This is a genomic window from Polaribacter porphyrae, from assembly GCF_002954685.1.
Classification (GTDB): Bacteria; Bacteroidota; Bacteroidia; order Flavobacteriales; family Flavobacteriaceae; genus Polaribacter; species Polaribacter porphyrae.
The window spans coordinates 1,364,309-1,390,051 of sequence record NZ_MSCN01000001.1; the positions used below are offsets into that span (position 1 = coordinate 1,364,309).

At 28.0% G+C, this 25,743-nt stretch carries 28 protein-coding genes; 9 read left to right on the forward strand and 19 right to left on the reverse strand.

Going from position 1 to position 25,743, the window contains the following annotated elements; translation table 11 throughout:
• Positions 1-9: 9 nt before the first annotated feature.
• The 4 genes from BTO18_RS06075 to BTO18_RS06090 all read right to left on the reverse strand — a co-directional run bounded on the left by BTO18_RS06075 (position 10) and on the right by BTO18_RS06090 (position 4,036).
• Positions 10-717: a DUF4294 domain-containing protein gene (locus tag BTO18_RS06075; RefSeq protein WP_105015374.1), complete on the reverse strand. Its 708-nt coding sequence runs from the start codon at positions 715-717 to the stop codon at positions 10-12.
• Between the two features lie 139 nt (positions 718-856).
• Entirely contained in the window at positions 857-2,854 is a 1,998-nt protein-coding gene (ligA, locus tag BTO18_RS06080; protein ID WP_105015375.1) for an NAD-dependent DNA ligase LigA, read from the reverse strand.
• Positions 2,855-3,475 (reverse strand): hypothetical protein, encoded by a 621-nt coding sequence (locus BTO18_RS06085; RefSeq protein ID WP_105015376.1) that lies wholly within the window; start codon positions 3,473-3,475, stop codon positions 2,855-2,857.
• A gap of 3 nt (positions 3,476-3,478) precedes the next feature.
• Positions 3,479-4,036 (reverse strand): DinB family protein, encoded by a 558-nt coding sequence (locus BTO18_RS06090; protein ID WP_105015377.1) that lies wholly within the window; start codon positions 4,034-4,036, stop codon positions 3,479-3,481.
• A 374-nt stretch (positions 4,037-4,410) separates the two neighbouring features.
• On the opposite strand from BTO18_RS06090, the gene BTO18_RS06095 reads away from it, so the two are divergent.
• A complete protein-coding gene (locus tag BTO18_RS06095) occupies positions 4,411-5,463 on the forward strand; it encodes a glycoside hydrolase family 113 (protein WP_146106883.1) in 1,053 nt (350 codons plus the stop codon).
• Positions 5,464-5,637: 174 nt separating this feature from the next.
• On the opposite strand, the gene BTO18_RS06100 is transcribed toward BTO18_RS06095, so the two are convergent.
• Together BTO18_RS06100 and BTO18_RS06105 are read right to left on the reverse strand one after the other, a co-directional pair.
• Entirely contained in the window at positions 5,638-7,080 is a 1,443-nt protein-coding gene (locus tag BTO18_RS06100; protein WP_105015379.1) for a glyceraldehyde-3-phosphate dehydrogenase, read from the reverse strand.
• A gap of 130 nt (positions 7,081-7,210) precedes the next feature.
• Positions 7,211-8,596, reverse strand: coding sequence for a trypsin-like peptidase domain-containing protein (locus BTO18_RS06105; RefSeq protein ID WP_105015380.1), 1,386 nt, complete (start codon positions 8,594-8,596; stop codon positions 7,211-7,213).
• Positions 8,597-8,726: 130 nt separating this feature from the next.
• Here BTO18_RS06105 and dapF point away from each other — a divergent pair, with 130 nt between their 5' ends.
• The 4 genes from dapF (at position 8,727) to BTO18_RS06125 (ending at position 11,850) form a co-directional block, all read left to right on the forward strand.
• A complete protein-coding gene (gene dapF, locus BTO18_RS06110; RefSeq protein ID WP_105015381.1) occupies positions 8,727-9,497 on the forward strand; it encodes a diaminopimelate epimerase in 771 nt (256 codons plus the stop codon).
• The gene (locus tag BTO18_RS06115; protein WP_105017516.1) at positions 9,497-10,021 is read left to right on the forward strand and encodes a GNAT family N-acetyltransferase; all 525 of its coding nucleotides are present in this window, start codon (positions 9,497-9,499) and stop codon (positions 10,019-10,021) included. The genes dapF and BTO18_RS06115 overlap by 1 nt, the downstream gene beginning before the upstream one ends.
• A 20-nt stretch (positions 10,022-10,041) precedes the next feature.
• Positions 10,042-11,073 carry an endolytic transglycosylase MltG gene (gene mltG, locus BTO18_RS06120; RefSeq protein WP_105015382.1) on the forward strand — a complete coding sequence of 344 codons (1,032 nt, stop codon included), beginning with the start codon at positions 10,042-10,044 and terminating at the stop codon, positions 11,071-11,073.
• Positions 11,074-11,268: 195 nt separating this feature from the next.
• Positions 11,269-11,850: a peptidoglycan-binding protein LysM gene (locus BTO18_RS06125; protein ID WP_105015383.1), complete on the forward strand. Its 582-nt coding sequence runs from the start codon at positions 11,269-11,271 to the stop codon at positions 11,848-11,850.
• 6 nt (positions 11,851-11,856) lie between these two features.
• On the opposite strand, the gene BTO18_RS06130 is transcribed toward BTO18_RS06125, so the two are convergent.
• From BTO18_RS06130 to dnaA, 3 genes are all read right to left on the reverse strand, one after another.
• Positions 11,857-12,561 carry an SAM-dependent methyltransferase gene (locus tag BTO18_RS06130; protein WP_105015384.1) on the reverse strand — a complete coding sequence of 235 codons (705 nt, stop codon included), beginning with the start codon at positions 12,559-12,561 and terminating at the stop codon, positions 11,857-11,859.
• Positions 12,562-12,627: 66 nt separating this feature from the next.
• Positions 12,628-13,080, reverse strand: a complete 453-nt coding sequence (locus tag BTO18_RS06135; protein WP_105015385.1) for a low molecular weight protein-tyrosine-phosphatase — start codon at positions 13,078-13,080, stop codon at positions 12,628-12,630.
• A gap of 9 nt (positions 13,081-13,089) precedes the next feature.
• The gene (gene dnaA, locus BTO18_RS06140) at positions 13,090-14,517 is read right to left on the reverse strand and encodes a chromosomal replication initiator protein DnaA (RefSeq protein WP_105015386.1); all 1,428 of its coding nucleotides are present in this window, start codon (positions 14,515-14,517) and stop codon (positions 13,090-13,092) included.
• Between the two features lie 174 nt (positions 14,518-14,691).
• Here dnaA and BTO18_RS06145 point away from each other — a divergent pair, with 174 nt between their 5' ends.
• Positions 14,692-15,090, forward strand: a complete 399-nt coding sequence (locus tag BTO18_RS06145) for an acyl-CoA thioesterase (RefSeq protein WP_105015387.1) — start codon at positions 14,692-14,694, stop codon at positions 15,088-15,090.
• Between the two features lie 24 nt (positions 15,091-15,114).
• Here BTO18_RS06145 and BTO18_RS06150 read toward each other — a convergent pair whose 3' ends face one another.
• The 5 genes from BTO18_RS06150 to BTO18_RS06170 are packed head-to-tail and all read right to left on the reverse strand — an operon-like array spanning position 15,115 to position 18,734.
• Positions 15,115-15,723 (reverse strand): IMPACT family protein, encoded by a 609-nt coding sequence (locus BTO18_RS06150; RefSeq protein ID WP_105015388.1) that lies wholly within the window; start codon positions 15,721-15,723, stop codon positions 15,115-15,117.
• Entirely contained in the window at positions 15,720-16,586 is an 867-nt protein-coding gene (locus BTO18_RS06155) for an EamA family transporter (protein WP_105015389.1), read from the reverse strand. Before BTO18_RS06155 ends, BTO18_RS06150 begins: the two co-directional genes overlap by 4 nt.
• A complete protein-coding gene (locus BTO18_RS06160) occupies positions 16,583-17,191 on the reverse strand; it encodes an HAD family hydrolase (RefSeq protein ID WP_105015390.1) in 609 nt (202 codons plus the stop codon). Before BTO18_RS06160 ends, BTO18_RS06155 begins: the two co-directional genes overlap by 4 nt.
• Positions 17,184-18,218 carry a bifunctional diaminohydroxyphosphoribosylaminopyrimidine deaminase/5-amino-6-(5-phosphoribosylamino)uracil reductase RibD gene (ribD, locus tag BTO18_RS06165; protein ID WP_244905135.1) on the reverse strand — a complete coding sequence of 345 codons (1,035 nt, stop codon included), beginning with the start codon at positions 18,216-18,218 and terminating at the stop codon, positions 17,184-17,186. The genes BTO18_RS06160 and ribD overlap by 8 nt, the downstream gene beginning before the upstream one ends.
• A 51-nt stretch (positions 18,219-18,269) precedes the next feature.
• Positions 18,270-18,734 carry an LEA type 2 family protein gene (locus BTO18_RS06170; protein ID WP_105015392.1) on the reverse strand — a complete coding sequence of 155 codons (465 nt, stop codon included), beginning with the start codon at positions 18,732-18,734 and terminating at the stop codon, positions 18,270-18,272.
• Positions 18,735-18,785: 51 nt separating this feature from the next.
• Between BTO18_RS06170 and BTO18_RS06175 the strand changes: the two genes are divergently transcribed.
• From BTO18_RS06175 to prmC, 3 genes are read left to right on the forward strand one after another with little or no spacing between them, the layout of a single operon-like run.
• Positions 18,786-19,277, forward strand: a complete 492-nt coding sequence (locus BTO18_RS06175) for a GNAT family N-acetyltransferase (protein ID WP_105015393.1) — start codon at positions 18,786-18,788, stop codon at positions 19,275-19,277.
• 5 nt (positions 19,278-19,282) lie between these two features.
• Positions 19,283-20,707: a cardiolipin synthase gene (gene cls / locus BTO18_RS06180; RefSeq protein WP_105017517.1), complete on the forward strand. Its 1,425-nt coding sequence runs from the start codon at positions 19,283-19,285 to the stop codon at positions 20,705-20,707.
• A 4-nt stretch (positions 20,708-20,711) separates the two neighbouring features.
• Complete coding sequence (gene prmC, locus BTO18_RS06185; protein ID WP_105015394.1) at positions 20,712-21,578, forward strand: peptide chain release factor N(5)-glutamine methyltransferase; 867 nt, start codon at positions 20,712-20,714, stop codon at positions 21,576-21,578.
• Here the strand turns inward: prmC and BTO18_RS06190 are convergent.
• The 5 genes from BTO18_RS06190 to BTO18_RS06210 form a co-directional block, all read right to left on the reverse strand.
• Positions 21,575-23,116, reverse strand: coding sequence for an ATP-binding response regulator (locus BTO18_RS06190; RefSeq protein ID WP_105015395.1), 1,542 nt, complete (start codon positions 23,114-23,116; stop codon positions 21,575-21,577). The genes prmC and BTO18_RS06190 overlap by 4 nt on opposite strands.
• A gap of 4 nt (positions 23,117-23,120) precedes the next feature.
• Positions 23,121-23,606, reverse strand: a complete 486-nt coding sequence (locus BTO18_RS06195; RefSeq protein ID WP_105015396.1) for a Rab family GTPase — start codon at positions 23,604-23,606, stop codon at positions 23,121-23,123.
• Positions 23,607-23,627: 21 nt separating this feature from the next.
• Positions 23,628-24,446: a cell envelope biogenesis protein OmpA gene (locus tag BTO18_RS06200; RefSeq protein WP_105015397.1), complete on the reverse strand. Its 819-nt coding sequence runs from the start codon at positions 24,444-24,446 to the stop codon at positions 23,628-23,630.
• Complete coding sequence (locus BTO18_RS06205; protein WP_105015398.1) at positions 24,447-24,800, reverse strand: hypothetical protein; 354 nt, start codon at positions 24,798-24,800, stop codon at positions 24,447-24,449. It abuts the gene before it with no gap.
• A 113-nt stretch (positions 24,801-24,913) separates the two neighbouring features.
• Positions 24,914-25,696, reverse strand: coding sequence for an MBL fold metallo-hydrolase (locus tag BTO18_RS06210; protein ID WP_105015399.1), 783 nt, complete (start codon positions 25,694-25,696; stop codon positions 24,914-24,916).
• Positions 25,697-25,743: the final 47 nt, after the last annotated feature.

A 25,743-nucleotide genomic window follows, 5' to 3' on the forward strand; every position in this document is an offset into this window, starting at 1 on the left:
TTCTTAAAATTACCCTGAACCACTCCTCCTTTTGAAAATTCTTACCTTTTTCTTTTTTGCAAACATCATTTTATATTTCTCAACATCTATATTAGCTTTATTTTTTGTGATAATTTTTGAGAAATCAAAGTCTAATTTTGATTTTTGCACGTTTAAGACCCCATCTTGAAAGGCTCTTTGTAATATTTCTTCTATTAAATAATCTTCATTTATAGATTCTGGATGATATTCATCCTTTAAAGAAAGTTTAAAAAGGTTTGCGGTTGTATTGTACCAAAAAGCTTTCCATCCACTTCTTAATCCTTTTATATTATCAAAAGCAGTTTTACCTGTTTGTCTATGAATTAATTTTATTAAAATACGACCTTCAGTTCTGGTCATTTTTTTTATTTGATTTGTGAATTCACCTTCTATATATTTTTGAATTCTTTTTGTGTATTTTCTTTTTTTTCCTTTGGAAGGAATTCTTTCTAATCTTGCATTTAGAGAATCTAATCTTGTTGATGCTAGTTTTGCATAAGGATATGCTTTGAGGACTTTTCTACGAAACCACAAATAATAACGAATGTCTTCTCTGGATTTAAATTTTGCCTTTGGCAATAAAGTTATTTCATTCAATTTGATTGTAATTGTATCTCCAGGGTTTACAAGTATATAATCATCAAAATTATTGGGTAATGAGTCTAATTCTTCTTTTTTTTGGGAAAAAGAAGACATTGAATACAATATAATATATATGTAAAATAGTTTTTTCATTTAATTATTCTCGATATCATTTTTACTAAATGTAAAATCACTCGAATTGACATTTCTTATTTTACAAATATGCTTTGCAAAAAGAATACCAAATTTTACACTAATTAATCTTATCAATAAAGTCTTGTTCAGTGATTATTGGGATGCCTAACGTTTCTGCTTTTATTAATTTACTTGGCCCCATATTATCTCCTGCAACTATAAAATTTGTTTTTTTAGAAATGGACGAACTTACTTTACCTCCATTATCTTCTATGGCTTTTTTGAGTTCGTTTCTACTCATTTGATGAAAAACGCCTGAAACTACAAATATTTGTCCTTGTAATTTATCAGTTTGATTTTCTAAACTTTCTACTGAAACTGCTAATTGAACCCCAACTTCTTTTAACTTATTTATCAGTTGAATATTATTCAAATCATTAGAAAAATCGACAATACTTTGTGCAATTCTATCTCCAATTTCGTCAACATTAATGAGTTCTTCAAAAGTTGCTGTCATTAAATTATCAATGGATTTGAAATGTTTTGCTAGTTTTTTAGCGACAGTTTCACCTACAAAACGAATTCCGAGCGCAAATAATACTTTTTCAAACGGAATTTCTTTGGACTTTTCAATTCCGTTAATCATATTTTGAGCAGATTTTTCTGCCATTCTTTCTAAAGGAATTACCTGTTCAACTTTTAAATCATACAAATCTGCATAATTTTGAATTAATCCTTCTTTTCGTAATAAATCAACAGTTTCTCCTCCTAAACCCTCAATGTCCATTGCTTTTCTGCTGATAAAATGTTGAATTCTTCCAGTTATTTGAGGTGCACATCCAAATTCATTTGGACAATAATGTTTTGCATCTCCATCAGTTCTTACCAATTCAGTTCCACATTCTGGACAATGAGTTGCATATATTGTTGGAGTTGAGTTTTCTGGACGTTTTGTAAAATCTACTCCAATAATTTTTGGAATAATTTCGCCCCCTTTTTCTACAAAAACAGTATCATTTTCTCTGATATTTAATTTTTCAATTTGATCTGCATTGTGCAAAGAAGCTCGTTTTACAGTAGTTCCTGCCAATTGCACAGGTTCTAAATTGGCAACTGGTGTAATTGCACCTGTTCTACCTACTTGATAGGTAATCTCATTTAAAATAGTTGAAACTTGTTCTGCCTTAAATTTATAAGCAATTGCCCATCTTGGATATTTAGAGGTATAGCCTAATTCTTCTTGCTGTTGTAAATTATTGACTTTGATGACAACTCCATCTGTTTCATAAGGTAAATCATGGCGTTTTTTATCCCAATGATTTACAAACTCAAAAACCTCATCAATTGATTTTGCAAGCTTTATAGTTTTTGGCACTTTAAAGCCTACTTTTCTGGCGTTTTCTAAACCTTCAAAATGGGTTTTGTATTTTCTTTCTGATGTTACCACTTGATATAATAAACAGTCTAAAGGACGTTTGGCGACTTCAGTACTGTCTTGCAATTTTAGACTTCCACTTGCTGTATTTCTTGGATTTCTGTAAGCTTCCTCATTATTTTCTAAACGTTCTATGTTCATTTTGGCAAAACCATCTAAAGGCAAAATGATTTCTCCTCGCATTTCAAAATCACTTACAAAATCTCCTTTTATAGTTAATGGAATTGAGCGAATTGTTTTTACGTTATTCGTCACTTCATCTCCTTGAAAACCATCTCCTCTTGTTACTGCTTTTTGAAATTGACCATTTTCATAGGTTAAATTAATGGATGCTCCATCAAATTTTAGTTCACAAGTATACTCTGTTTCTGTTGTCCCTAATATTTTTTGAATACGTTTTTCCCAATCTAGTAAATCTTCTTTAGAATAGGAATTGTCTAAAGAATACATTCTATTTTTATGGGTAATTGTCTCAAAATTTTTGGTAATACTTCCTCCTACTCTTTGTGTTGGAGAATTTGCATCAAAAAATTCAGGATTCTCTTGCTCTAATTTTTCTAATTCTTTGAGTTTGATATCAAAATCGAAATCAGATATTGAAGCATTGTCTAACACATAATAATTGTAATTATGTTGATTTAATTCTTCTTTTAAAGATTGTATTTTTTGTTGAATTGTCATTTATAAGTAAACAATTAATTTTTTAGTTTTTCCTGTTTTATGAATAAAAATATAAACTGCATATGCATATGCTCCATCACCATTATGCATTTCTAAAACTATGAAATCTTGATTTAATTGATATGAACTTGTTAAATTAAAATTTGGAGCTCCTAAATTTTCAAATATAGATTTATCTATTTTTTTCTCTTCATTATTATACTTAAAAAAAATATTAGATATTATCTCTTTTGGGAGCAAATCATCATCAGCACCTTCAAATTTTTGACCATTAATTGTAAGTCCCAACTCTCTTTGACTAGATAAAATGTATTTTGATTTATCAAAGTTTCTACTTTCAATTATAAGTTTAAAATTATTATTATCAAACTCAATTTTTCTGTTTTTAATTTCTCTATTTAATTCTGTATAATTTAATTTAAAATCTAATAAATAATCAAATGCATTAATTTCAATTATAGTATCAGTTTTAAGATCATTATTGAGAATGACTTTTACTTTTTCTGGAAATTTAATAGTTATTATTTCTTCTTCCAACTCTGGGAAATTATCTTTAATTATTGCATCTTTTTTACAAGAAGTAATGATTAAAATCAGAAAAAAGAAAATCAACCTCTTCATTTTTTAACTTTTTGTGCCACGTAAAACACTAACCCCTTTAGGAAAAGGATTCCCAGAAGAACGCCTAAAAGAAACTACTTGACCCACATGCCAAATGGCATCTGCAATTGGACCATTAATTACATTCCAAAAAGGAAATTCTGTTTCTCCAAAAATCATTTTATATTGAGAAATATCTTTACTCTCTCTTAAAATTTTGCTAGCTTCTTGTAGGTTTTCTAATGTTTTTTTTCGTTTTTCTGCAAATGCCATTTTGGGTTGCTTGTCTCCATTTGCTTTTTTTAAAGTCGCGTTTAAAATTACTTGCGATAATCCTAAAATATGGTCTATGGTTTCTAAAGTAGTTCTTGCTTCCGAATTTGGTTTGAAAGCCAAATCTTTTTCTTTCAGTCCTTCTGTAGCCCAATAATATCTAAACCCTAAACCATCAATCATTCTGCTTGCTGTAGTTCCTGGTGTGAATTCTTTAGCAGCTTCAGGAATTTCGTAATAAGGTAATTTTTTTTGTGCATCCATACTTAAAAAAGTGAAATAAAATAGGACTAATACAAACTTACGCATCTTTTAAATTTTGGTTAAAAATACTAAATAAATTCATGTTTGCAGAGAACAAATAGTTTTTAAGCAAAAACTTATTTACATTTACTTTTTACAGCAAACCATTGAAAAAATTACTCAAATATTTATGTTTTACTTATTTTTTTACTTGGGTATTTTGCTTGCTATTTTATTTGATTTTATCTTTTTCTAGAATTACAAGTTTCTCAAAATTTTTAAATTCTTTTTGGAACTTTGTTACCACAAAATCTGGATTACTGTTTATACATATTCTTTGGGTTTTGTTTATTATCCTCCTTTTCATTTTTAAATACTTCAGAAAAGTTTACAAGAACAAAGGTTTTAAAATTGCTTTACAACAATTTTTATTGAGATTAATGCTTCCGTTTTTAGTGTTATTCTTTAGTATTAAATGGATTATCGACTACAACACTTCTGAAGATTTTGATTATAAATGGAATTATTCAGTTGAAAATACATCTCAAAAAATTGCTCAAAAGTTTTCAAACGATGGAAGATTTAGAGGAATGAATGTATATAGGTTAGGAAGAAGAAAAATTGACAAAACGCTTGATAATCTAATAAAAAATAATGTTGAGTGGATTTCTGTAATTCCGTATTTGTATCAAAAAGATGAAAAATCAATTGAGATTTCTCCAAGTACAGCTAAAAATGAATGGAGTAAAAGAGATTCAATTTTCATCAAAAACATTGTAAAAACCCGCAAAAAAGGATTTTCTATACTCTTAAAACCTCATATTTGGATGTCTGATGGTTGGAGATCTAACATCAATTTTGATGATGATAAGAATTGGAATATTTGGTTTGATGAGTACCAACGAATACAAATACATTATGCTCATTTAGCTGAAAAAACAAATAGTGAACTATTCTGTATTGGAACAGAGTTGCGAAGTTCTTTAGATAAAAGACCAAAAAGATGGTTGAGTTTAATTAAAAAAATAAAATCTATTTATAAAGGTAAACTTACTTATGCAGCAAATTGGGATGATTCTTTTGAGTTTACTGAATTTTGGAATGAATTGGATTATATTGGTATACAAGCTTATTACCCTTTAACAAAAGTTAAAAACCCTGATTTGGAAACCATTAAAAACGGATGGCAACCTCACCTTTTAAAACTTGAAAAGCTTTCTAAAAAATATAATAAACAAATTCTCTTTACAGAAGTTGGCTATAGAAATGATTTGTATGCAACTATTGAGCCTTGGTCTTGGGGTTCTTTTTTTCAACGTTTGTATAGAAAAAAATCTAATAAAGTGCAGCTACTTGCATACCAAGCTTTGTATGAAGAGCTTTGGAATAAAGAATGGTTTGCTGGCACTTTTCCTTGGGAATGGAATAGCAGCGATTTTCCTGTACAAGGCACACCTAGTGAAAATATGATTGCTATTTGGTACTCAAAATAATTTAAGATTTATCTTTGTATGCAAATAGGTTTAGCCCTGATTGAAGCATTTGTTTGAGCTCTTTTTGAGGAACGAAAAAAAGCGAGTGCTGAAAGCAGGAAAAAGCTTCAAAAAAAGAAAAACCCAAAACAAATCGTTTTGGGAATTCTGATTTAAATTTAAATATAACTTCTACTAATAATAAGTAAATCGTCTCACTTTTGCAATGTGTTTTGCCAAACGCATTACTTGATGCGAATACCCATATTCATTATCATACCAAACATAAATTACAATGGTATCTCCATCTGTGATTGTGGCTTTACTATCGAAAATTGATGGAGCTGTTGAACCTATTATATCTGATGATACCAACTCATTATCCATAGAATATTTAATTTGCTCAACCAAATCGCCTTCTAATGCATGGTGTTTTAAAGTTGCATTGATATTATCTTTATTTACCATTGAATGCAATTGCAAACTTAAAATTGCTAAAGACCCATTTGGTACAGGAACTCGAATTGCGTTAGATGTTAATTTACCTTCTAAAGCTGGTAATGCTTTTGCAACAGCTTTCCCTGCTCCTGTTTCTGTAATAACCATATTTAGTGCTGCAGCTCTACCTCTTCTGTATTTGCTATGCATATTATCTACTAAATTCTGATCGTTTGTGTATGCATGTATGGTTTCTAGATGTCCTTTTTTAATACCATAGGTATCTTCTAAAACTTTTAGAACTGGTGTAATTGCATTGGTTGTGCAAGAGGCTGCAGAGAAAATATCTACAGTATCTGAATCGTATTTTTTATGGTTTACACCATGTACAATATTTGGCACTCCTTTACCTGGTGCTGTCAATAAAACTTTACTTGCTCCTTTAGATTTTAAATGTCTGCTTAAAGCTACATCATCTCTAAAAGCTCCTGTATTATCAATGATTAAAGCATCATTTATATTATATACAGTGTAATCTATATCTTCTGGATTATTTGCAGAAATCATATAAACAGTTGTACCATTTATAATTAATGCTTTATTTTCAATATCAGTTTGTACTGTACCTAAAAAATCTCCATGAACGGAATCTATACTTAATAAAGACGCTCTTTTTTCTAATACTGATTGAGTAATTTCTCCACGAGTTACTATAGCTCTTAAACGCAATTGGGAACCTTTACCCATTTTAGACATTAATTCTCTTGCTAATAAACGCCCAATTCTACCAAAACCATACAAAACCACATCTTTTGGTTTTATGTCTTTGGCTTCTGTTGCATTTCTTAATTGTTTTTTTACAAAAGCAATTTTATCATCGCAACCTTTTGGATTTAAATGACACTCATAAGCTAATTTACCAATATCTAATTTTGATGATGGTAAATCTATTTGTTGAATTGCTTTAGCTATACTTAAAGCATCATGAATTGTAATAGATTTGTTTACAAATTCTTTAGCGTAGGCTATTAAGTTTAAAACTTCATTAGCTCTTTTGTCTATTAAAGGATTTCTAAAAAGCACCAATTCTATAGACTTATCATACCATAAATCATTAACAATATTGATAAATTCTACAGTTGCTCTTCTAATTTGTGCTTGAGAAGCTACTTCCTTTTCGTAATCTAGGGTTGTTGACATGGTTATTACAATTAATATTTTTTGCAAAAGTATTTCTTTTTTTGAAAACACGAAATCGATTTCGTAAAAAATTTAAGACATAAAAAAATCCTGATAATATCAGGATTTTAATATTCTAGGTAAAATGATTTTATTTTAAAGCATATCTTTCAATTTCTCCATTTAGGTTGATTAATTCTAAATATAATGAGCTTCTAGATGAAAAACTATCATCGATTAACTTTTTAGCTTCTGAAGCATTTCTAACTTCTTTTTTATTAATTTTAGAAATTATATACCCTTTCTCAACACCATAATAACTTAAAGTTCTATTTGCATTTTGTATAATTTTTGCGCCTCCTTTAAGATCATATTTTTTCTTTTCTTCTTCAGTCAAATCTTTTAAAGACACACCTAAATTACGTGAAATATATGTACTTTTCTTATTTAAAATAACTTCTTTTGTAAGTAATTCTCCATCTCTATCAACAGTAACGTTTACTTTTTCTCCTGGTCTTTTTGCAGTTAGTTGTCCACTTAAATCAGAAAATTTTGTAATTTTTACATTGTCTACTTTTTTGATGATGTCTCCAGATTTTAATTCAGATTTTTTACCACCTTCTTCATACATTACATCAACTATTTTTACACCTTCTTCATCAAATTTTTGATCAATAGTAATACCTAATATTGCTTCTTGTACAGAACCAAACTCTAAAATATCATCAACAATTTTTCTAGCAATATTAGAAGGTACAGCAAAAGAATACCCAATAAAAGAACCTGTTCTAGAAGATATAGCAGTGTTAATACCAACCAATTCCCCTCTTGTATTCACTAATGCTCCTCCACTATTTCCTGGATTTACTGCAGCATCTGTTTGTATAAAAGATTCTATGTTATTGTTACCTTCTAAATCTCTACCTTTTGCACTCACAATACCAGCAGTTACTGTTGATGTTAAATTATAAGGATTACCAACAGCAAGTACCCATTCTCCTAGTCTAATATTATCTGAATTTGCGAAAGGTGTATAAGGTAAGTCCTCATCTGCATCAATCTTTAACAAAGCAATATCATTGCTTTTATCTGCACCAATTAATTCTGCTTTGTATTTCTTTTTATTGTTTAAAGTAATTTGTAAATCGTTAGCACCATCAATAACATGGTTATTGGTAACAATATAACCATCAGGTGAAATAATTACTCCACTACCTGTACCAACTTGCTCATATTTACGAGTACCTCCTCCTCCAAAAAACAATTCTGCAAAAGGGTTTGTTTGAGTTCTAGTAGTAGTATTTCTAACATGTACAACCGAATTTACAGTTTGCTCTGCTGCCAACCTAAAGTCAATAGAAATTGCTTCTGTATCAACATTATTATAGGCTGGAGTGTAGTTTGTATTTATTGTTTCTAAAGATTTTGGAATAGCTTCTTTAACAACAACTTCATTATTAAAAAGCATTTTATAACCTCCTAAAGTAATGGCACCTCCTAGAATTGCCATGCCTAATAAACCTAAAAATTTCTTCATAATTTTAAATTTTTAATCAATCAAATATACAATTTTAACATTTTTAAAAAATCTGTTTAACTTGTTTTTAACGGCTTTTAACCAAGCTTTAACAGACTTTATATCTTTAACAAATCATTATCTTTGTTGTATGAATATTTCTTTTTTTAAGTATCAAGGAACTGGTAATGATTTTGTTATGATTGATAACAGAGCAAAAACCTTTCCAAAAGAAAAAACTGACATTTTTTCACAAATTTGTGACAGGCATTTTGGTATTGGTGCTGATGGTATTATTTTGATTGAGGATGATGAGAATTATGATTTTGAAATGATTTATTACAATGCAGATGGAAGTCAAACTTTTTGTGGTAATGGAGCAAGATGTGCAGTTGCATTTGCAAAAACCCTTAATATGATAGAGGATAAAACAAATTTTATAGCTGTTGATGGAGAACATTTTGCATCTATAAAAGACAGTATTGTTTCCTTACAAATGATTGATGTAAATGACATAAAAGTGAATGAAAACTCGGTTTTTGCTTATACTGGTACTCAACATCATGTTGAACTAGTTGATAATTTAGATGATTACCCTGTTTTTAATGAAGGTAGAAAAATAAGATACAGTTACGAAAATCCAGGTAGTAATGTCAATTTTGTGCAACAAATCGATAATCAAACCTTTAGAGTACGCACTTATGAAAAAGGTGTAGAAGATGAAACTTTAGCTTGTGGAACTGGTGTAACTGCTGTTGCAATTGCTATGCACAAAATAAATAGAACCAAAAGTAATATTATTTCACTACCTGTTGAAGGAGGAAATTTAGAGGTTACATTTACTGAAGAAAAAGGCATTTATAAAAATGTTTTTTTAAAAGGACCTGCTAAATTTGTTTTTGAAGGATCTATAAATATATGATGCAAACACTATTAGGTAAACATATTTTTTTAAGAGCTATTGAACCAGAAGATTTAGATTTTTTACATCCTGTTGAAAATGATGAAGCCTTTTGGGAAGTTAGCCATACGCAAACTCCTTTTTCTAGGTATATGTTAAAACAATATTTAGAAAATGCTCATTTAGATATTTATCAAACCAAACAATTAAGACTAGTTATTGAAGATATTTCAACAAAAAAACAAATAGGTATGATCGATTTATTTGATTTTAACCCACAGCATAAAAGAGCAGGAATTGGTATTTTAATCCATCCTTTTTATCAAAATAAAGGCTTTGCTTCAGAGGCTTTGGCTTTATTAATTCAATATTCTTTTACACATTTGCAACTACATCAATTGTATGCAAATATTACTATTGATAACAAAAAAAGTATTAGTCTTTTTGAAAGACATCAATTTAAAAAAGCTGGTATCAAAAGAGATTGGATTTTATCCAACGAAAAATTTAAAGATGAAATTTTATATCAATTGATAAAAGAGTAATTTTGTATTTTAAATTAAAAATGTTGAGTAAAAAAATAATTTTTAGAATTATCCTCATTCTACTTACAGTTACAGGGGTGATAGCGTATAATTTTTATCAAAAAATTTATGGTGATAATGTTTTAAAAAGTGGAGATTTATTTATTTCTTCTAAAGATGATTTTACCACCCTCAAACAAAAAATTACTCCTTTTTTAAATGATGTATCTACTTTTGTATGGATTTCCAATCAAAAAAGATTTACAACTCCTAAACCTGGTAGATATATTATTACAGAAAACATGTCTAATAATGATATTGTAAATAAATTAAGAATTGGTGAGCAAACACCTGTTAAAATATCTTTCAATAATCAAGATACATTAGAAAAATTTGCTGGTAGAATTTCTGAACAATTAGATATTGACTCAATAGCTGTTATTAATAGTTTTACTGATAGAGGCTTTTTAGATAAAAATGGATTTACCAAAAAATCTGTTTTACAAATATGTATACCAAACACTTATGAATTTTACTGGACAGTGAAACCTAATAAATTTAGAGATCGTTTATTGAGAGAATACAACCGTTTTTGGACTACAGCAAGATTAGAAAAGGCAAAAGCTTTGAAAATGACCAAGAATGAAGTAATTACTTTAGCTTCTATTGTTCAAAAAGAAACTGCTAAAAAAGTAGAACGCCCAATTGTTGCTGGTTTGTATCTAAACCGATTAAAAGAAGGATGGCCGCTACAAGCAGACCCCACTATAATTTATGCTATTAAAGAAGTAAAGGGGGAAGATTTTATTGTAAAAAGAGTTTTAAAGGTAGATTTAGAAATTAACTCACCATATAATACCTATAAAAATAGAGGCTTACCTCCTACTCAAATTTCTATGCCAGATATTTCTTCTATTGATGCAGTATTAAATGCAGATAAGCATAGTTATTTCTATATGTGTGCAAATATCGATAAAATTGGTTACCATAAATTTGCTAGAACATTAGCTCAACACAACAGAAATGCAGCTAAATATCAAAATTGGTTGAATAAAAAAGGAGTAAATAGGTAATTATTTAAAATTTAATAATAAAAAATATACTATTTACTTGATAATTTCACATTAAGAAACGTTATAGTAGTTCAGTAATGTTAAAAAAACAACTCTTTAACGATAAAATTTATAATTTCGACGAAATTAATATATTAATTATCAAATACTTATAGATATACTTTAAATTTGCAACTGTAAAACAAAGAGATTATTATGATCAAAAGGTTTTTATTTTTAGCAAGTATTTTGATAGTATTTAATGATGCTACTTCTTATAAAATAACTTTAAAAAAATCTAAAATTGCTACATATCCAGAGGTAATTGACTACAACATTCCATATTTACAAAAGAATTATATTGCATTTAAAGAAGCTGTTGCTTTTAAAGAATCTCAAGGAAGATATACAGTTGTAAACACTCTAGGTTATTTAGGAAAATACCAATTTGGTAAAACTACTTTACAGCGTTTTAAGATTCATGATACAAATCAATTCTTAAAAAATCCTGAATTGCAAGAAAAAGCTTTTGAAGCTTTGTGTAAAGTAAACAAATGGATTTTACGAAGAGAAATTAAAAAATTTGCTGGTAAGAAAATTAATGGCATAGAAATTACTGAATCTGGAATTATAGCAGCAGCTCATTTAAGTGGTGCAGGAAATGTAAAAAAATTCTTAAGAAGTTATGGTAAACAGCATTTTGCAGATGCTTATGGAGCTACAATTTCTCACTACTTAAAGAAATTTGGCGGCTATGATGTTTCTAATTTAGTTGCTGATAGAAAAGCTACAGTTTAGAAAGATTTACTTTTGTATAATAAAAATAGCTGGTTTTTTATGCAAATCTGGTTTATAGTGTTTCCAGTCTTTAACAGTCATCGTTTTTATAAACTCTGTTTGTAGAGTAATATCAGAAGCTATACATAAGTTTGTATGTGGAGAGAGTACCGTTTTTAATTCAGTAAACATTTTTTCATTTCTATAAGGTGTTTCAATAAAAATTTGAGATTGATTTTTATCTCCAGATATTTTTTCTAGCTCTTTAATCGCTCTTCTTCTTTCGGCTCTTTCTATAGGTAAATAACCATTAAAAGCAAAATTTTGACCATTCATACCAGAAGCCATCATTGCTAATAATATTGATGATGGTCCAACCAAAGGAACTACTTTAATATTTTTTTCATGAGCTAATTTCACGATACTTGCTCCTGGATCTGCAACTGCTGGCACACCAGCTTCAGAAAGTAACCCAACATTAAAACCTTGCTCACATACATCTAAATATTTTTGAGTTTCCTCTTCAATAGCATACTTGTCTAATAATTTTATTGTTAATGTTGGTTGTTGTTTTTTTGGTGCTATTTTCTTGATAAATCGTCTTGCTGATTTTTCATTCTCAACAATATAATAATCAATTTGTTCCACAACTTTTTTTATAGAAAGTGGCATTACTTCTAGTGGTTCAGTATCACCAAGTGTAGTAGGAATTAAATATAGTTTACCTAGCATCGTATCTGGTTATTTGGCTTTTGCACTAAATTACATAAATTGTTTGAGAAACAATTTACAATGAAGTTATTTTAATTTATTGACAATAAAATCACAAGCCTCATCTAACATTTTATAAACATTTTCAAAACCTTGATTTACTCCATGGTAAGGATCTGGAACAGATAAATTTTTATTAGGATGAGATTCGTTTAAAATCATTTTTACTTTATCCTCATCATTTTTATCTCTCGCTAAAGAAAGTATGTTTCGATAATTACTATCATCCATAGCATAGATAACATCAAACTCATCAAAATCTTTTGCAGTAAACTTTCTTGCTCTTTGGTTTGTGATATCTATTCCGTATTTTCGAGCAACTTTGATAGATCTTTTGTCAGGTAAATTGCCTATATGATATGCAGCTGTACCAGCTGAATCAACAAAAACTAAATCTGGGTTTACTTTTGATTCTAAAATACTTTGTGCTAATGGTGAACGACAAATATTCCCTAAACAAACCATGAGAATTTTCATCAAAAAAAGGAATTAAAAAGTTAACTTCTTGGTTAAATCTTCAACGTATTTTCTAAATTGTTTGTCAGTTTCTGTTAGGTTATCAACAGTTTTGCAAGCATGTAGTACTGTTGCATGATCTCTTTGTCCTATTTGATTTCCTATACTTGCCAATGAAGTTTTGGTTAATCTTTTTGCAAAATACATAGCCAATTGTCTTGCTTGTACAATATGACGTTTTCTAGTTTTAGATTGAAGTGTAGCTACATCCATATCAAAATATTTTGACACTTCTTTTTGTATATAATCTATAGATACTTCACGTTTTGTATTTTTTACAAATTTATCTACAATCTGTTTAGCCAATTCTAAAGAGAACTCTTTTCTGTTAAAAGAAGCTTGTGCAATCATTGAGATTAAAACTCCTTCTAACTCTCTAACATTAGACTTTATATTTTTAGCAATATACTCAATAATATCATCAGGCATTTCTACACCATCTCTAAACAACTTGTTATCTAATATAGAAATTCTAGTTTCGTAGTCAGGTGCTTGCAATTCAGCAGATAATCCCCATTTAAAACGAGATAATAAGCGTTGTTCTATATCTTGCATGTCAACAGGAGCTTTATCTGAAGTTAAAATTACCTGTTTTCCATTTTGATGTAAATGATTAAAAATATGAAAGAATACATCTTGTGTACCAGCTTTACCAGATAAGAATTGTACATCATCTATAATTAGCACATCAATCATTTGGTAGAAATGAATAAAATCATTTCTTGTATTCGATTTTACAGAATCTATAAATTGTTGTGTAAACTTTTCTGATGAAATATATAAAACAGTTTTATCTGGATATTTATCTTTTATATCAACACCAATAGCATGTGCTAAATGTGTTTTTCCTAAACCTACTCCACCATAAATTAATAATGGATTAAAAGAGGTACCTCCTGGTTTATTGGCTACAGCCATTCCTGCAGAACGTGCTAATCTGTTAGAATCACCTTCTACAAAATTTGCAAAACTATAATTTGGGTTGAGTTGCGACTCTATCTTTACTTTTTGTAATCCAGGAATTATAAAAGGATTTCTTAATTCTCTTTTACTAGATTCTAAAGGAACTGCAACTTTTTGTGGTTTTAAAGGATTTCTGTTAGAGCTTGGAATTTTTACAGTTTGTGGCCTGTTACTACTGTAATTGTTTTCCATTTTTACATCATAAATCAATTTAGCATCATTGCCCAATTGTCTTACTAATGCAACACGTAATAATTTAATGTAGTGCTCTTCTAACCACTCATAAAAAAATTTGCTTGGTACTTGAATGGTCAATGCTTCTCCCGAAAGTTTTACTGGTTTTATAGGCTCAAACCAAGTTTTGTAGGCTTGTGGCTTAATGTTGTCTTTTATAAAAGACAGGCAGTCTATCCAAACAGATTCGGCTGTGTTATTCATGTACTTGTAGAAGCTAGTATTTTATTAATATTTAAACCCTAAAAAAGAGTTTGTGTGTATTTCTTTAAAGCCCTACAAAAGTGTGAATAAAATTCAGTAAAAAAAAATCAATTTGCTATTGATTATTAACTTTTTTTTGCGTAAAATTCGAATGAATTAAACAATAAATTTAACTTGAACAAGCATTCCACCTCATTTAGAGTACGTTATGGAGAAACTGATCAAATGGGGGTAGTTTATCACGGAAATTACGCTCAATATTTTGAGCTTGGTCGTATTGATTGGCTTCGAAAACTCAACATCTCTTACAAAGATATGGAAAATAGTGGAATAATGCTTCCTGTTATTTCTTTACAATGTAATTTTAAAAAATCTGCCTTGTTTGATGATGTTCTAACTGTAGATACTTCTTTGGTAAAAAAACCTATGGTTAAAATTGAATTTAACTACACTATTACAAACCAAGATAACGAACTGATTTGTACTGGAAATACAGTTTTAGCTTTTATAAATATGGAAACGAGTAAACCTACAAGATGTCCTGATTATTTGTTTGAGGGTTTGGGGTTTTAGAATAGTTTTTTATTTTTTTAAACATCACTGTATCTTTTTCACATCAACCTTAAACAAATCGTCAAAAATGTTAAAAATAATATCAGCTTCTTTTTTTCTTACTGAAATAATATAGGTACAATCAATTTCTAATTTTTGTGAAACAATATCTATGGATTCTTCTTTAATAATTCGCTGTACAGCATTCATTTTATCATAATCAAACTTTAGCTGAAATTGCTCCTCAATGGTTTTTTCTATAATATCTGAAGCTTCTAAAGTAAGTTGAGCTGATTTTTTGTAAGCAGAAATTAGACCACCAACTCCTAGTTTTGTACCACCAAAATAACGTACAACAACTATTAAAATATTAGTGACATCAAAAGATTGAATTTGCCCGTAAATTGGCATTCCTGCAGAATTATTGGGTTCACCATCATCATTTGCTCTAAATTTTGGTTTTTCTATCCCAATTTGATACGCATAGCAAAAATGACGTGCTGTGTGATGTTCTTTTTTTAGTATTGATAAGTAATTTTTAACATCATCCTCACTAAATACAGGATATGCATAGCCATAAAACTTACTTCCTTTTTTTTTGAATATTGTTTCTTTTGATGGTTTAATTATTGTGTTATATGTATCTTTTATCATGTTGCAAAAGTTACTATTACAATTCCTAAAATTGCCAACACAACTCCCATTTTATTTTTAGTACTAAACTGTTCTTTAAACAAGACAATACCTATTAAAGTTGATAAAATTACTATCCCAACATTATTTATGGTAAATAAAGTAGAACTTTCAAAACCTTTAGTTTGCAATGCTTTTATCAAAAAAATAATTGAAAAATAATTTGGCACTCCTAAAATAATACCAGCAATAATATTTTTAACACCAAAAGGTTTTCTTTTTTTTAAGTATTGAACACTTAAAATTATAAATGCAAAAAATGCAGCTATACCAAATAAGATTCCAGAAAAAATAGAAACATCTTCTTTAGGTACATAATTAACCTCTACAAATTTTAATGTGGTATCAATGGCACCTGAACCAAAAAATAATAAAATAGGAAATAACAAACTTACATTTTTATGAGTAGATTTTTCCTCTTTACTAGATGCTAAATACACAGCTATTAATGCAATTATAATACCTATAACTTTTAAAAAAGTAACAGATTCTTGATATAAAATAACACCAAATAAAACAGGAATTACTACAGACATTTTACCTGCTACAGAAGCTACTGAAACTCCATTTTTTTGAGACGTCATTGCCATTACAAAAAAAATGGAAACAAATAAAGCTCCAAGAAAAACAGCACCTAAAAACCAAGGCTGATTAGGTATTGAAGTAACATTAATACTACGTTCTGCAAATAAAAAACCTAAAATAAAAGCTACTATATAGTTGATGAAAATAGCTTTTAAAACTTCGATTTTATATATACCAAAGTACTTAAAAATCACAAATAATCCTGAAGAAAATAAAATACTTAAAACTAAATAAATCAAATTGTATTGGTTTTAGAAAATAATTGTGTAATGTCTTCTTTTTTTGGAATTAAATTCCAAGTATTAATGCCCAATATTGCAGCTGAATCTGTATTTTCTTTTAAATCATCTACAAATAATGTTTCTTTTGGCACTAAATTATTTTCAGCTAAAACAAACTCATAAATTTCTTTATCTGGCTTTCTAAAATGAATTTCGTGTGATAAATAAAATTTTTCAAAACTATTTTTAAATTCATTGTAAAATTCATCTCCTAATGAGTTTTGTACTGACTTTATATGCAAATCATTAGTATTGCTTAATAAGAACAATCTATATTTTTTACTAGAAGCTAATTTCTTTAAAAAATCTAATCTTCGTTGAGGAAAATCTAACAATACAGCATTCCAAGCAGCTACTAATTTTTCCTTCGGAATTTGAAATTTATTGTAAAAAAAATGAATAAATTCATCAGTAGTCATCAATCCTTTTTCATATTGATGATAAATGCTCATCATTTCTTCTGTAATTTCTGTTACACCCAAAGTAGCCATAGCTTTATAAGTGCCTTGTTTATCTAAATTGATAAAGATATCACCAAAATCAAATATTATGTTTTTAATCATTTAAATATACTTTTAAAGTATCGTTTTTTATTTTTTCTTTAGATACTAATCTACCCTTTAATTGAGGGGCTTTAACTCCTTCTTTAATATTCACATCACTTTTAAAAAGTCGAGTTTCATCCCAAAGATTAGCATCAATAAAAGTTTGTAGGGTTTGTGTGCCTCCTTCAATAATTACTGATTGAATTTTATGTTTGTGTAAAACGCTACAAATTTCTTCTGCTACATGTTGCTGAAAATTTATTTCTTCAAAAAAGATTTGCGATTTTTCATTTTCATTTATAATATTAACATTTACCTTTTCAATATTATTCCCTGTTATAAAAATAGTTTTTACTTTATTATTATAAACGTTAGCATTAATTGGAATTCGTAAATTTTGATCTAAAACTATTCTTAGAGGGTTGTTTCCTGACCAAGTTCTTACATTTAAATTAGGATTATCAGCAATCACAGTATTTGTACCTACTAAAATAGCATGTTCTTGGACTCTCCATTTATGAACTAATTGTTGGGAATAGGTATTAGAAATCCAAACTGGAGATTGCTTTTCTTTTTTTATTGGAGCTACGAAACCATTTTGTGTTTCTGCCCATTTTAATATAATATAAGGTCTTTTTTTATTTTGAACAGTAATAAAACGTTTATGATGTGCTTTGCATTCATCCTCTAAAACACCAGAAATTACCTTGATTCCTGCTGCTTCTAATTTTTGAACTCCTTTGCCAGCCACTAAAGGATTATCATCCAAACAACCAATAACTACTTGTTTAAATTGATGTTTTACTATTAAATCTGCACAAGGAGGTGTTTTCCCAAAATGTGAACATGGCTCTAAAGTTACATAGATTGTAGACTCTTGTAAAAGAGATTTATTTTTTACATGGTTTATAGCATTTACTTCTGCATGATTACCACCATAATTTGATGTAAAACCTTCACTTATAATTTTATCTTGATGCACAATTACAGCACCAACACTTGGGTTTGGTCTTGTGGTACCAATTCCGTTTTTAGCAATTTGCAAACAGCGTTTTATGTAATCTTTGTGGTCGATATTTAAAAAATTAAATTCAGTTTAAAATTTTATTTTAACATCTTGAGTATTATCAATAAGATAAGTACTTGAATACCCAAAAACTTTATATTTTAAATCTCCCTTAAACTGTACTTTGATACTTTTATTTAAAAGGGAATTTAGTAAACCTCCTAAAATTCCGTTTTTGTTATTTTCAAAAACGCGTTTTGCTGGTATTGCTACTTTTAATGGTATTGTAAATTGATTTCTTGCTGGTACTTCAAACTCATCTGAAGAAACTTGGGCAACTTCACTATCATTAATAATTACCTTTATTTCATCCGTAGAAATTTTACCTCCAACATCATTTGGGTTTTGAAAAAAAGCATCGGCTTTTAGTATAATCGTATCTCTCTTATAGCTAATAAGTTTCAAATTATCAACTTTTATAAAAATTGGTTTCTCTTTAACAGAACAAGAAAAAAGGACTATAAAAACCAATACTAAATAGACTATATTTTTCATGAGTACTTATTAAAAAATAACTAAATTGCTTTTGCAAAAATACAGTATTAAATGACAAATATTGATTTTATTATTAGACCAATTCAGCAAAAAGATAATAAGCAACTTGCAACTGTTATTAGAGAAGTAATTCTAGAAATGGGAGCTCCGAAAGTAGGTACAGCTTACGAAGATGAAGCAACAGACAATATGTTTGAAACTTACCAAAAACCTAATGCTGCTTATTTTGTTTTAGAACTAAATAATAAAGTAATTGGTGGTGCAGGTATTGCTCAACTCAATAATTACGAAGGTAATGTTTGCGAGCTTCAAAAAATGTATTTTTTGCCAAGTGCTAGAGGAAAAGGTCTAGGAACAAAGATGATTTCTAAATGCCTAGAAAAAGCAAAAGAATTCGGATTTGAAAAATGTTATTTAGAAACCTTACCATATATGCAAAGTGCTGTAAAACTTTATAAAAAATATGGCTTTGAAAATTTAGATGAACCTATGGGCAATACATGTCATTACAATTGTAACGTTTGGATGATAAAGAAAATTTAAGCGAAATGATTTATTATATTCTAGGAATTTTACATCTTATTTTATTTTGTTGGGCATTTTACAATATATTATATTTTGGCGTAAAGCCTTCTAAATCTTTAAGTTGGATTTTGATTACATTCTTCTTTCCTTTTTTAGGCGCATTTTGTTTTATCATTTTTGGAATCAATAGAAGAAAAATTAAGTTTTTTGAACTTAAAGAAACCAAAAAAAGAAAAAATTATATCCAAAAATCTTTTAACTCTGACAAAAATTCTAACATAACTATTTTAGATAACATCAAACAAAAAAAAATTGCTCAATTAATTTATAATAATACAAATGTTATAGTTGAAGATAATAATGAAGTTATTCTTTTAAAAAACGGAGAAGAAACTTTTAATGCAATGTTTAAAGCAATAAAAAATGCTAAAAAATTTATTCATTTACAATATTTCATCATAGAAAATGGAGAAATATTATCAAAAATTATAAAACTTTTAGAAGAAAAAAGAAAAGAAAATGTAGAAGTAAGAATACTATACGATACTATTGGTAGCTTTAGTTTAAAAAAGAAAACAAAAAAGAAACTAAAAGAAATTGGAGCAGAAATTTACCCAGAAACTCCGTTTAAATTTGGTTCGTTTCTATTTTCTTTAAATTTTAGAAATCATAGAAAAATTGCAATTATTGATAATGAAATTGGTTTTACTGGTGGGGTTAATATTTCTGATGAATATATTACTAAAGATACAGATTTAGGCATTTGGCAAGACACCCATTTAGAGATAAAAGGGAGTACTGTAAACAGTATTCATAAATCGTTTTTAAAAGATTTTTACTATGCTACAGATCAAGATTTAAGTAAGAATGAAAAATATACTACAGTTACTAAAATAAAAGGAAACACAAAATTGCAAATAGTTTCTGGTGGCCCAGATTATGAGCAATCTGTGGTAATGCAACAATATTTGAGTTTTATAAATTTAGCTGAAAAAAATATCTGTGTTTTAAACCCGTATTTTATACCTACTTTCTCTATTTTAGAAGCTTTTAAAATTGCAAGTTTAAGTGGTGTAAATGTTACTCTTTTACTACCCAAAAAAAGTGATTCTAAAATAGCAATGTACAGTATGTATTCTTATTTTGAAAGTTTACTAAAAGCGAATGTAAACATCTATTTAAGAGATGATTTTTCTCACAGTAAAGTAATATTTATTGATGATGAAATTGCATCTGTAGGTTCTACAAATTTTGATTGTAGAAGTTTTGAACACAATTATGAAATAAATGCTATTATTTTTGATAAAAAAATAACTTCTGAAATTAGATCTGAATTTGATGAAAGAAAAGAACTAGCTACTAAAATTGATTTAGAGACTTTTAGAAATAGATCTATCAAACAAAAAACATTAGAACGTTTATGTCGTTTTTTTAGTCCTTTATTATAATTCTATGAAAATTATTGAATTCAAAAAATTCTTTATTGATGAACTAATTCATCTTTACCCCAAAACAGAAATCGATACTTTTTTCTTTTTATTGATGGATGATTATCTTAATTTTCAAAGAATTGATACTGTTTTAAATGCTAATTTAGAAATAAAAAAAGAGCAGTTAACAATATTAAACAAAGCTTTAAAAAGACTACAAAAAGAAGAACCAATACAATATATTTTGGGCAAAACTGAATTTTATGGTTTGCCTTTTTTAGTTGATAAAAACACTCTAATTCCTAGACCAGAAACCGAAGAATTAGTGGAATGGATTTTATCAGAAATCAAAAATAAAGACACGAATTTATCAATTTTAGATATTGGCACAGGCACAGGATGCATCCCTATTTCTTTAGCTAAACATTTACCAAACGCAACTATTTATACTATTGATGTTTCTAGTAAAGCTCTGAAAATAGCAAAACAAAATGCTAATTTAAACAACGTAAAAATTCATTTTATTGAGGCAAATATTCTACAAGTTAATAATTTAAATGAAGTACTAAATCAAAATTTTACTTTTGACATTATTGCATCTAACCCACCTTATGTAAGAGAACTAGAAAAGGTTGAAATAAAAAATAATGTTTTGCAAAATGAACCTCATTTAGCATTGTTTGTTCCAGATAAAAATCCGCTACTATTTTATAATAAGATAGCAGATATTGCTAAAAATCATCTAACTAAAAATGGAGTTTTGTTTTTTGAGATTAATCAATATTTAGGTAATGAAACCCGTCAACTTATAAGAAAAAAAAGATTTACAAATATTGAACTAAAAAAAGATTTGTTTGGTAATGACAGGATGATAAGAGCTAAAAATTAACTTTTTACAGATTTTGAAAGAATGTTGTTCAATTTGTCAATAAATTGTTTTGGCGTGAAAGGTTTTGGTATAACAGCATCAAAACCAATGCTAAAATAAGATTCAATATCTTCTTTGGTATTATTAGCTGTCATAGCAACAAAAGGAGTTCTAGAATTATTATTATCAAAAGTTTTCTTTTGTTTTATTAACTCTTCACCAGATAAATTTGGCATATTAATATCCAACAAAACTAGATCAAAGTTTTCTTTTTTCATAGCCAAAAGTGCTTCTACGCCATCTCTTGTAAAAAGATAATTTGCTTCTTCTTTTTTTAATATATGTTCAACAATTTTCAAGTTCAAAAAATTATCATCAGCTACTAAAATCTTTTTGCCCTTAATAAAATTACCTTCTAACTTTTCAATTTTTTCTTTTTTTCTGAATGTGTTTTGAGTATCAATTAAAAAAGGAATTTCAACTAAAAAGGTTGTGCCTTCGTTAACTTTGCTTTCAACAGAAACATTACCCTGCATAGCAGTTACCAAACGTTTTACAATAGATAGCCCTAAACCTGCACCTTTATGAATTCTACTATCACTTAACTTATTCTGCTGGTATTCTTCAAAAATTTTAGAGGCTTGTACTTTGGTCATTCCTCTTCCTGAATCAGATATTTTAAATAGAATTTCTACTTTATTTTTTTCCTTTTTAATAACGCTAATTTCAGTTTTTACAAAGCCTTTAGGCGTAAATTTTATTGAATTATTAATTAGGTTTGTTAAAACTTGATAGATTCTAACATCATCACCAAAAACAAATTCAGGAATATCTTTTGAAGTATTAAAGAAAAGTTCTATTTCTTTATTGGTGTGACTCGCATTATAATTATTACGAAGTTGTTCTATTATATTTTGAAGACTAATAGGTTCATTTGCAAGCTCTAATTTACCAGCTTCAACCCTCGATAAATCTAAAATATCATCTACAATAACTTTTAAATTTTTACCAGAAATAGTAAGATACTTAACATAATTGATTACTTTTTCTGATAAATTTTCTTTTTTAATTAAATCTGTATAATTTAAAATTACGTTTAGTGGATTTCTAACTTCATGACTCATCATGGCTAAAAAACGAGATTTTGATTCATTAGCTTTATCTGCAATTTCTCTTAATCTTTTTAGCTCTTTATTCTTTTCATCAATTTCTCTTTTTAGAAAAAATAAATCATTTCTACTTTGGTTTAACTGATCTACAAATTTGTAAACATTTGTTCTATTATGTATTAAAACAGATACAAAATCATTATCTTTAAACAACTCTATATCAACATTATATTCTTTATCACTAGAAATAATTAACATGCCTTCTATTAAAAAAGGTTCTTTAATTGGTAATGCTTCTAATGTACCTTCTAAAAAAGGGCATACAGTAAAAATTGAAGTGTTTATAACAAATTCTTTTTTTACAAATTTACCTGCTACTATTTCTTTGACATTACCACTATAATCTGTAGCAACTTCTATAAAAAAATGATTAATTTTTGATGATATCAAAGTACTATTTTAAAGTTTGTTTTGCTAATTGTGTAAATGCATCTTCTACATTTTCATCTTCTTTTGCACTTGTAATTAAATCGATTTGTAAAGGAATTTTATTTTTCACTTCATCAATCTCTTGAGCTGTTAATAAATCTTTCTTATTGCCAACAAGAACCATTTTTTGCAAACCAGATAAATCTTTTATTACTTGTAATTGATTTTGTAAATTTAAGTAGGTCTCTTCTCTACTTAAATCAAACACATACATAGCTGCACTTGCTCCTAAAAAGTATGCTTTTGGCACCTTTTCATCATCTTTAGTACCTGCTACATCCCAGATTAATAGTTTTATTTTCTCATCATTGCAAGAAACAACTTTAGTACTTACTCTAACTCCTATTGTGCTAATGTAATCTTCAGAAAATTCATTCAATACAAATCTTCTTATGAGTGATGTTTTACCAACACCAAAATTACCTACAAGTAATACTTTTTTTGCTATCATTATTTTATGATAAAGTAACTTTTATTTGTCAAAATTTATTATCAAGTTTTCTATTATTAAAGTATTTAGTTTAGCTTCATCTTTAAGAAAACTTCTATCTCGTAAAATTATTTCTGCTAAATTATTTATCTTATCGTATAATATATCTTTAAAATCTTGTTTAATTATACCAGATGTTGCAGTTGCTATATAGATTGATTTGAAGTTTTGGATAGACAATTGAAAGGTTTCAAATTTAATATCTTCTAAATCTTGACCTTCTTTAGAAAAAGCGTCTTCAACAAAAGATTTAATTGCAGTTAACATACCAGAAATCATATCTTTATCTGCAATAGTACCTCTAGAAAAATTACCAACTAATAAACCAGAATCTTTTTCAATAACAAAAACTTCTTCTATAACAGCTTCAAAAACTTCTTGTAAAACATCTTCTGCATCTGTAGTTTTGCCTTTAAATAATCGTTGAATAATGTGTTTTATAGAAAATTTATTGTTGATGGTTTCATTAATAGAATCTGAAAGCTTTGTAATTTCTGAAACAATAAATTTTTTAACAAGTTTACCCATAATTGGGTAAAGTGCCTCTACTACATCATCTTGAGATTCTTTTATTTGAACTTTTATAGCTTCTGTAATATTTTCTCCAAAATATTTAGGAAAGTTATCTTTTAAATCTTCTACCTTTTCATCAATAAAAGGGCTTACTTTTTGTTTTAACTTTTCTTGCTCTAAAATTTCTGATTTTAAAGCATCAAAATCTTTTCTGTCATCAAATAAAAGAAGTTCTTTGAGTTGCTCAAAACGATTGTCATTTACATTATCTACAGTCGTTTTTTTCATCTACTCTTGTAACATCAATGCAATTTTCTCTAAAGCTTTACCTAGTTTTCTTCTATCTGCTTTTTCTGCATCTAAATCTGCTATTTTCTTTTCAAAATCATCACTTAAATCTTGGATTTTATGTTCCATTAGGCTTTCTAAATCAGAAAGCTTATTTTCTAAATGAGTAACAGATTCGGATAAACTTTTTTTACTTTCTTCTTGTAGAGCTTTAATTTTATCATAAACATCTGCAAACTCGGAATCGTATTGCTGAATATTTTCTCCAAAAATAAGATCTCTTACTGCAGCTATTCTACTATCAACATGATTGTTAGTATTTGCTTGATTTTTTGGTTCTTGATTTTTTGCCATGGATTTTTTTTGGGGTTAGATTTATGAAACTTCTTTTAAATTCTTAATAATCTAAAGTCTTATAAACAATAGCTATCTAGACAAATATACATTAAAAAACAATTTATTAAAATCTATACTGAAATTTTTAAGCCATCATAAGCTAAAAAAACATTCTCTGGTAGTGTTTTAGAAACTTCTTGATGAAAACCCAACTTATGACTTATATGCGTAAAATAGGTTCTTTTAGGTTGAAGCTCTTCTACAAATTCTAGAGCTTCTTGCAAATTAAAATGCGTTGGGTGTTTATCTATTCTTAAAGCATTTACAACTAAAACATCTAAACCTTTCAGCTTCTCTTTTTCACTTTTAGCAATAGCTTTCATATCTGTCAGATACGCAAAATCTTGAATTCTATATGCTGTAACTGGCAATTTACCATGCATTACTTCTATTGGTATAACTTTTATATTATTAATAGAAAATGGTATTTTATCAATTAAAAATGGGGTTACACTTGGTGCTCCTGGATATCTGTTTTCTTTACTAAAAATATATTGAAAACGTTGCTCTAAACTTATTAACGTTCTCTTATTCAAATAAATAGGCATTTCTCCTATCTTATAACAAAAAGGCCGTAAATCATCTAAACCAGCAGTATGATCTGCATGTTCGTGTGTAAACAATACCCCATTAATAAGTTGCACTTTTTCACGCAACATTTGTTGTCTAAAATCCGGACCACAATCAATTACATAAGATACTTCATCCCAAGAAATTAAAATTGAAGAGCGTAATCGTTTGTCTTTTTCATCTTTTGATAAACAAACAAGATCATTACTTGCAATCATAGGTATTCCTTGAGAAGTACCTGTACCCAAAAAAGTAATTGTTAACAGTTTTTTATCATTTTTCATTTTAACAAAAGTAAGATAAAAATTGACTGATAGCACTCTTATTTAGT

Bases quoted from the DNA above. Each gene is read 5' to 3' on its own strand.
- ligA (WP_105015375.1), bottom strand. From the start codon at position 2,854: ATGACAATTCAACAAAAAATACAATCTTTAAAAGAAGAATTAAATCAA.
- BTO18_RS06210 (WP_105015399.1), bottom strand. From the start codon at position 25,696: ATGAAAAATGATAAAAAACTGTTAACAATTACTTTTTTGGGTACAGGT.
- BTO18_RS06125 (WP_105015383.1), top strand. From the start codon at position 11,269: ATGATCAAAAGGTTTTTATTTTTAGCAAGTATTTTGATAGTATTTAAT.
- BTO18_RS06130 (WP_105015384.1), bottom strand. From the start codon at position 12,561: ATGCTAGGTAAACTATATTTAATTCCTACTACACTTGGTGATACTGAA.
- BTO18_RS06205 (WP_105015398.1), bottom strand. From the start codon at position 24,800: ATGGCAAAAAATCAAGAACCAAAAAATCAAGCAAATACTAACAATCAT.
- BTO18_RS06100 (WP_105015379.1), bottom strand. From the start codon at position 7,080: ATGTCAACAACCCTAGATTACGAAAAGGAAGTAGCTTCTCAAGCACAA.
- BTO18_RS06175 (WP_105015393.1), top strand. From the start codon at position 18,786: ATGACAAATATTGATTTTATTATTAGACCAATTCAGCAAAAAGATAAT.
- BTO18_RS06075 (WP_105015374.1), bottom strand. From the start codon at position 717: ATGTCTTCTTTTTCCCAAAAAAAAGAAGAATTAGACTCATTACCCAAT.
- dnaA (WP_105015386.1), bottom strand. From the start codon at position 14,517: ATGAATAACACAGCCGAATCTGTTTGGATAGACTGCCTGTCTTTTATA.
- BTO18_RS06090 (WP_105015377.1), bottom strand. From the start codon at position 4,036: ATGCGTAAGTTTGTATTAGTCCTATTTTATTTCACTTTTTTAAGTATG.
- BTO18_RS06160 (WP_105015390.1), bottom strand. From the start codon at position 17,191: ATGATTAAAAACATAATATTTGATTTTGGTGATATCTTTATCAATTTA.
- BTO18_RS06150 (WP_105015388.1), bottom strand. From the start codon at position 15,723: ATGATAAAAGATACATATAACACAATAATTAAACCATCAAAAGAAACA.
- BTO18_RS06195 (WP_105015396.1), bottom strand. From the start codon at position 23,606: ATGATAGCAAAAAAAGTATTACTTGTAGGTAATTTTGGTGTTGGTAAA.
- BTO18_RS06200 (WP_105015397.1), bottom strand. From the start codon at position 24,446: ATGAAAAAAACGACTGTAGATAATGTAAATGACAATCGTTTTGAGCAA.
- BTO18_RS06115 (WP_105017516.1), top strand. From the start codon at position 9,497: ATGCAAACACTATTAGGTAAACATATTTTTTTAAGAGCTATTGAACCA.
- BTO18_RS06170 (WP_105015392.1), bottom strand. From the start codon at position 18,734: ATGAAAAATATAGTCTATTTAGTATTGGTTTTTATAGTCCTTTTTTCT.
- prmC (WP_105015394.1), top strand. From the start codon at position 20,712: ATGAAAATTATTGAATTCAAAAAATTCTTTATTGATGAACTAATTCAT.
- BTO18_RS06095 (WP_146106883.1), top strand. From the start codon at position 4,411: ATGCTTCCGTTTTTAGTGTTATTCTTTAGTATTAAATGGATTATCGAC.
- cls (WP_105017517.1), top strand. From the start codon at position 19,283: ATGATTTATTATATTCTAGGAATTTTACATCTTATTTTATTTTGTTGG.
- mltG (WP_105015382.1), top strand. From the start codon at position 10,042: ATGTTGAGTAAAAAAATAATTTTTAGAATTATCCTCATTCTACTTACA.
- BTO18_RS06105 (WP_105015380.1), bottom strand. From the start codon at position 8,596: ATGAAGAAATTTTTAGGTTTATTAGGCATGGCAATTCTAGGAGGTGCC.
- dapF (WP_105015381.1), top strand. From the start codon at position 8,727: ATGAATATTTCTTTTTTTAAGTATCAAGGAACTGGTAATGATTTTGTT.
- BTO18_RS06085 (WP_105015376.1), bottom strand. From the start codon at position 3,475: ATGAAGAGGTTGATTTTCTTTTTTCTGATTTTAATCATTACTTCTTGT.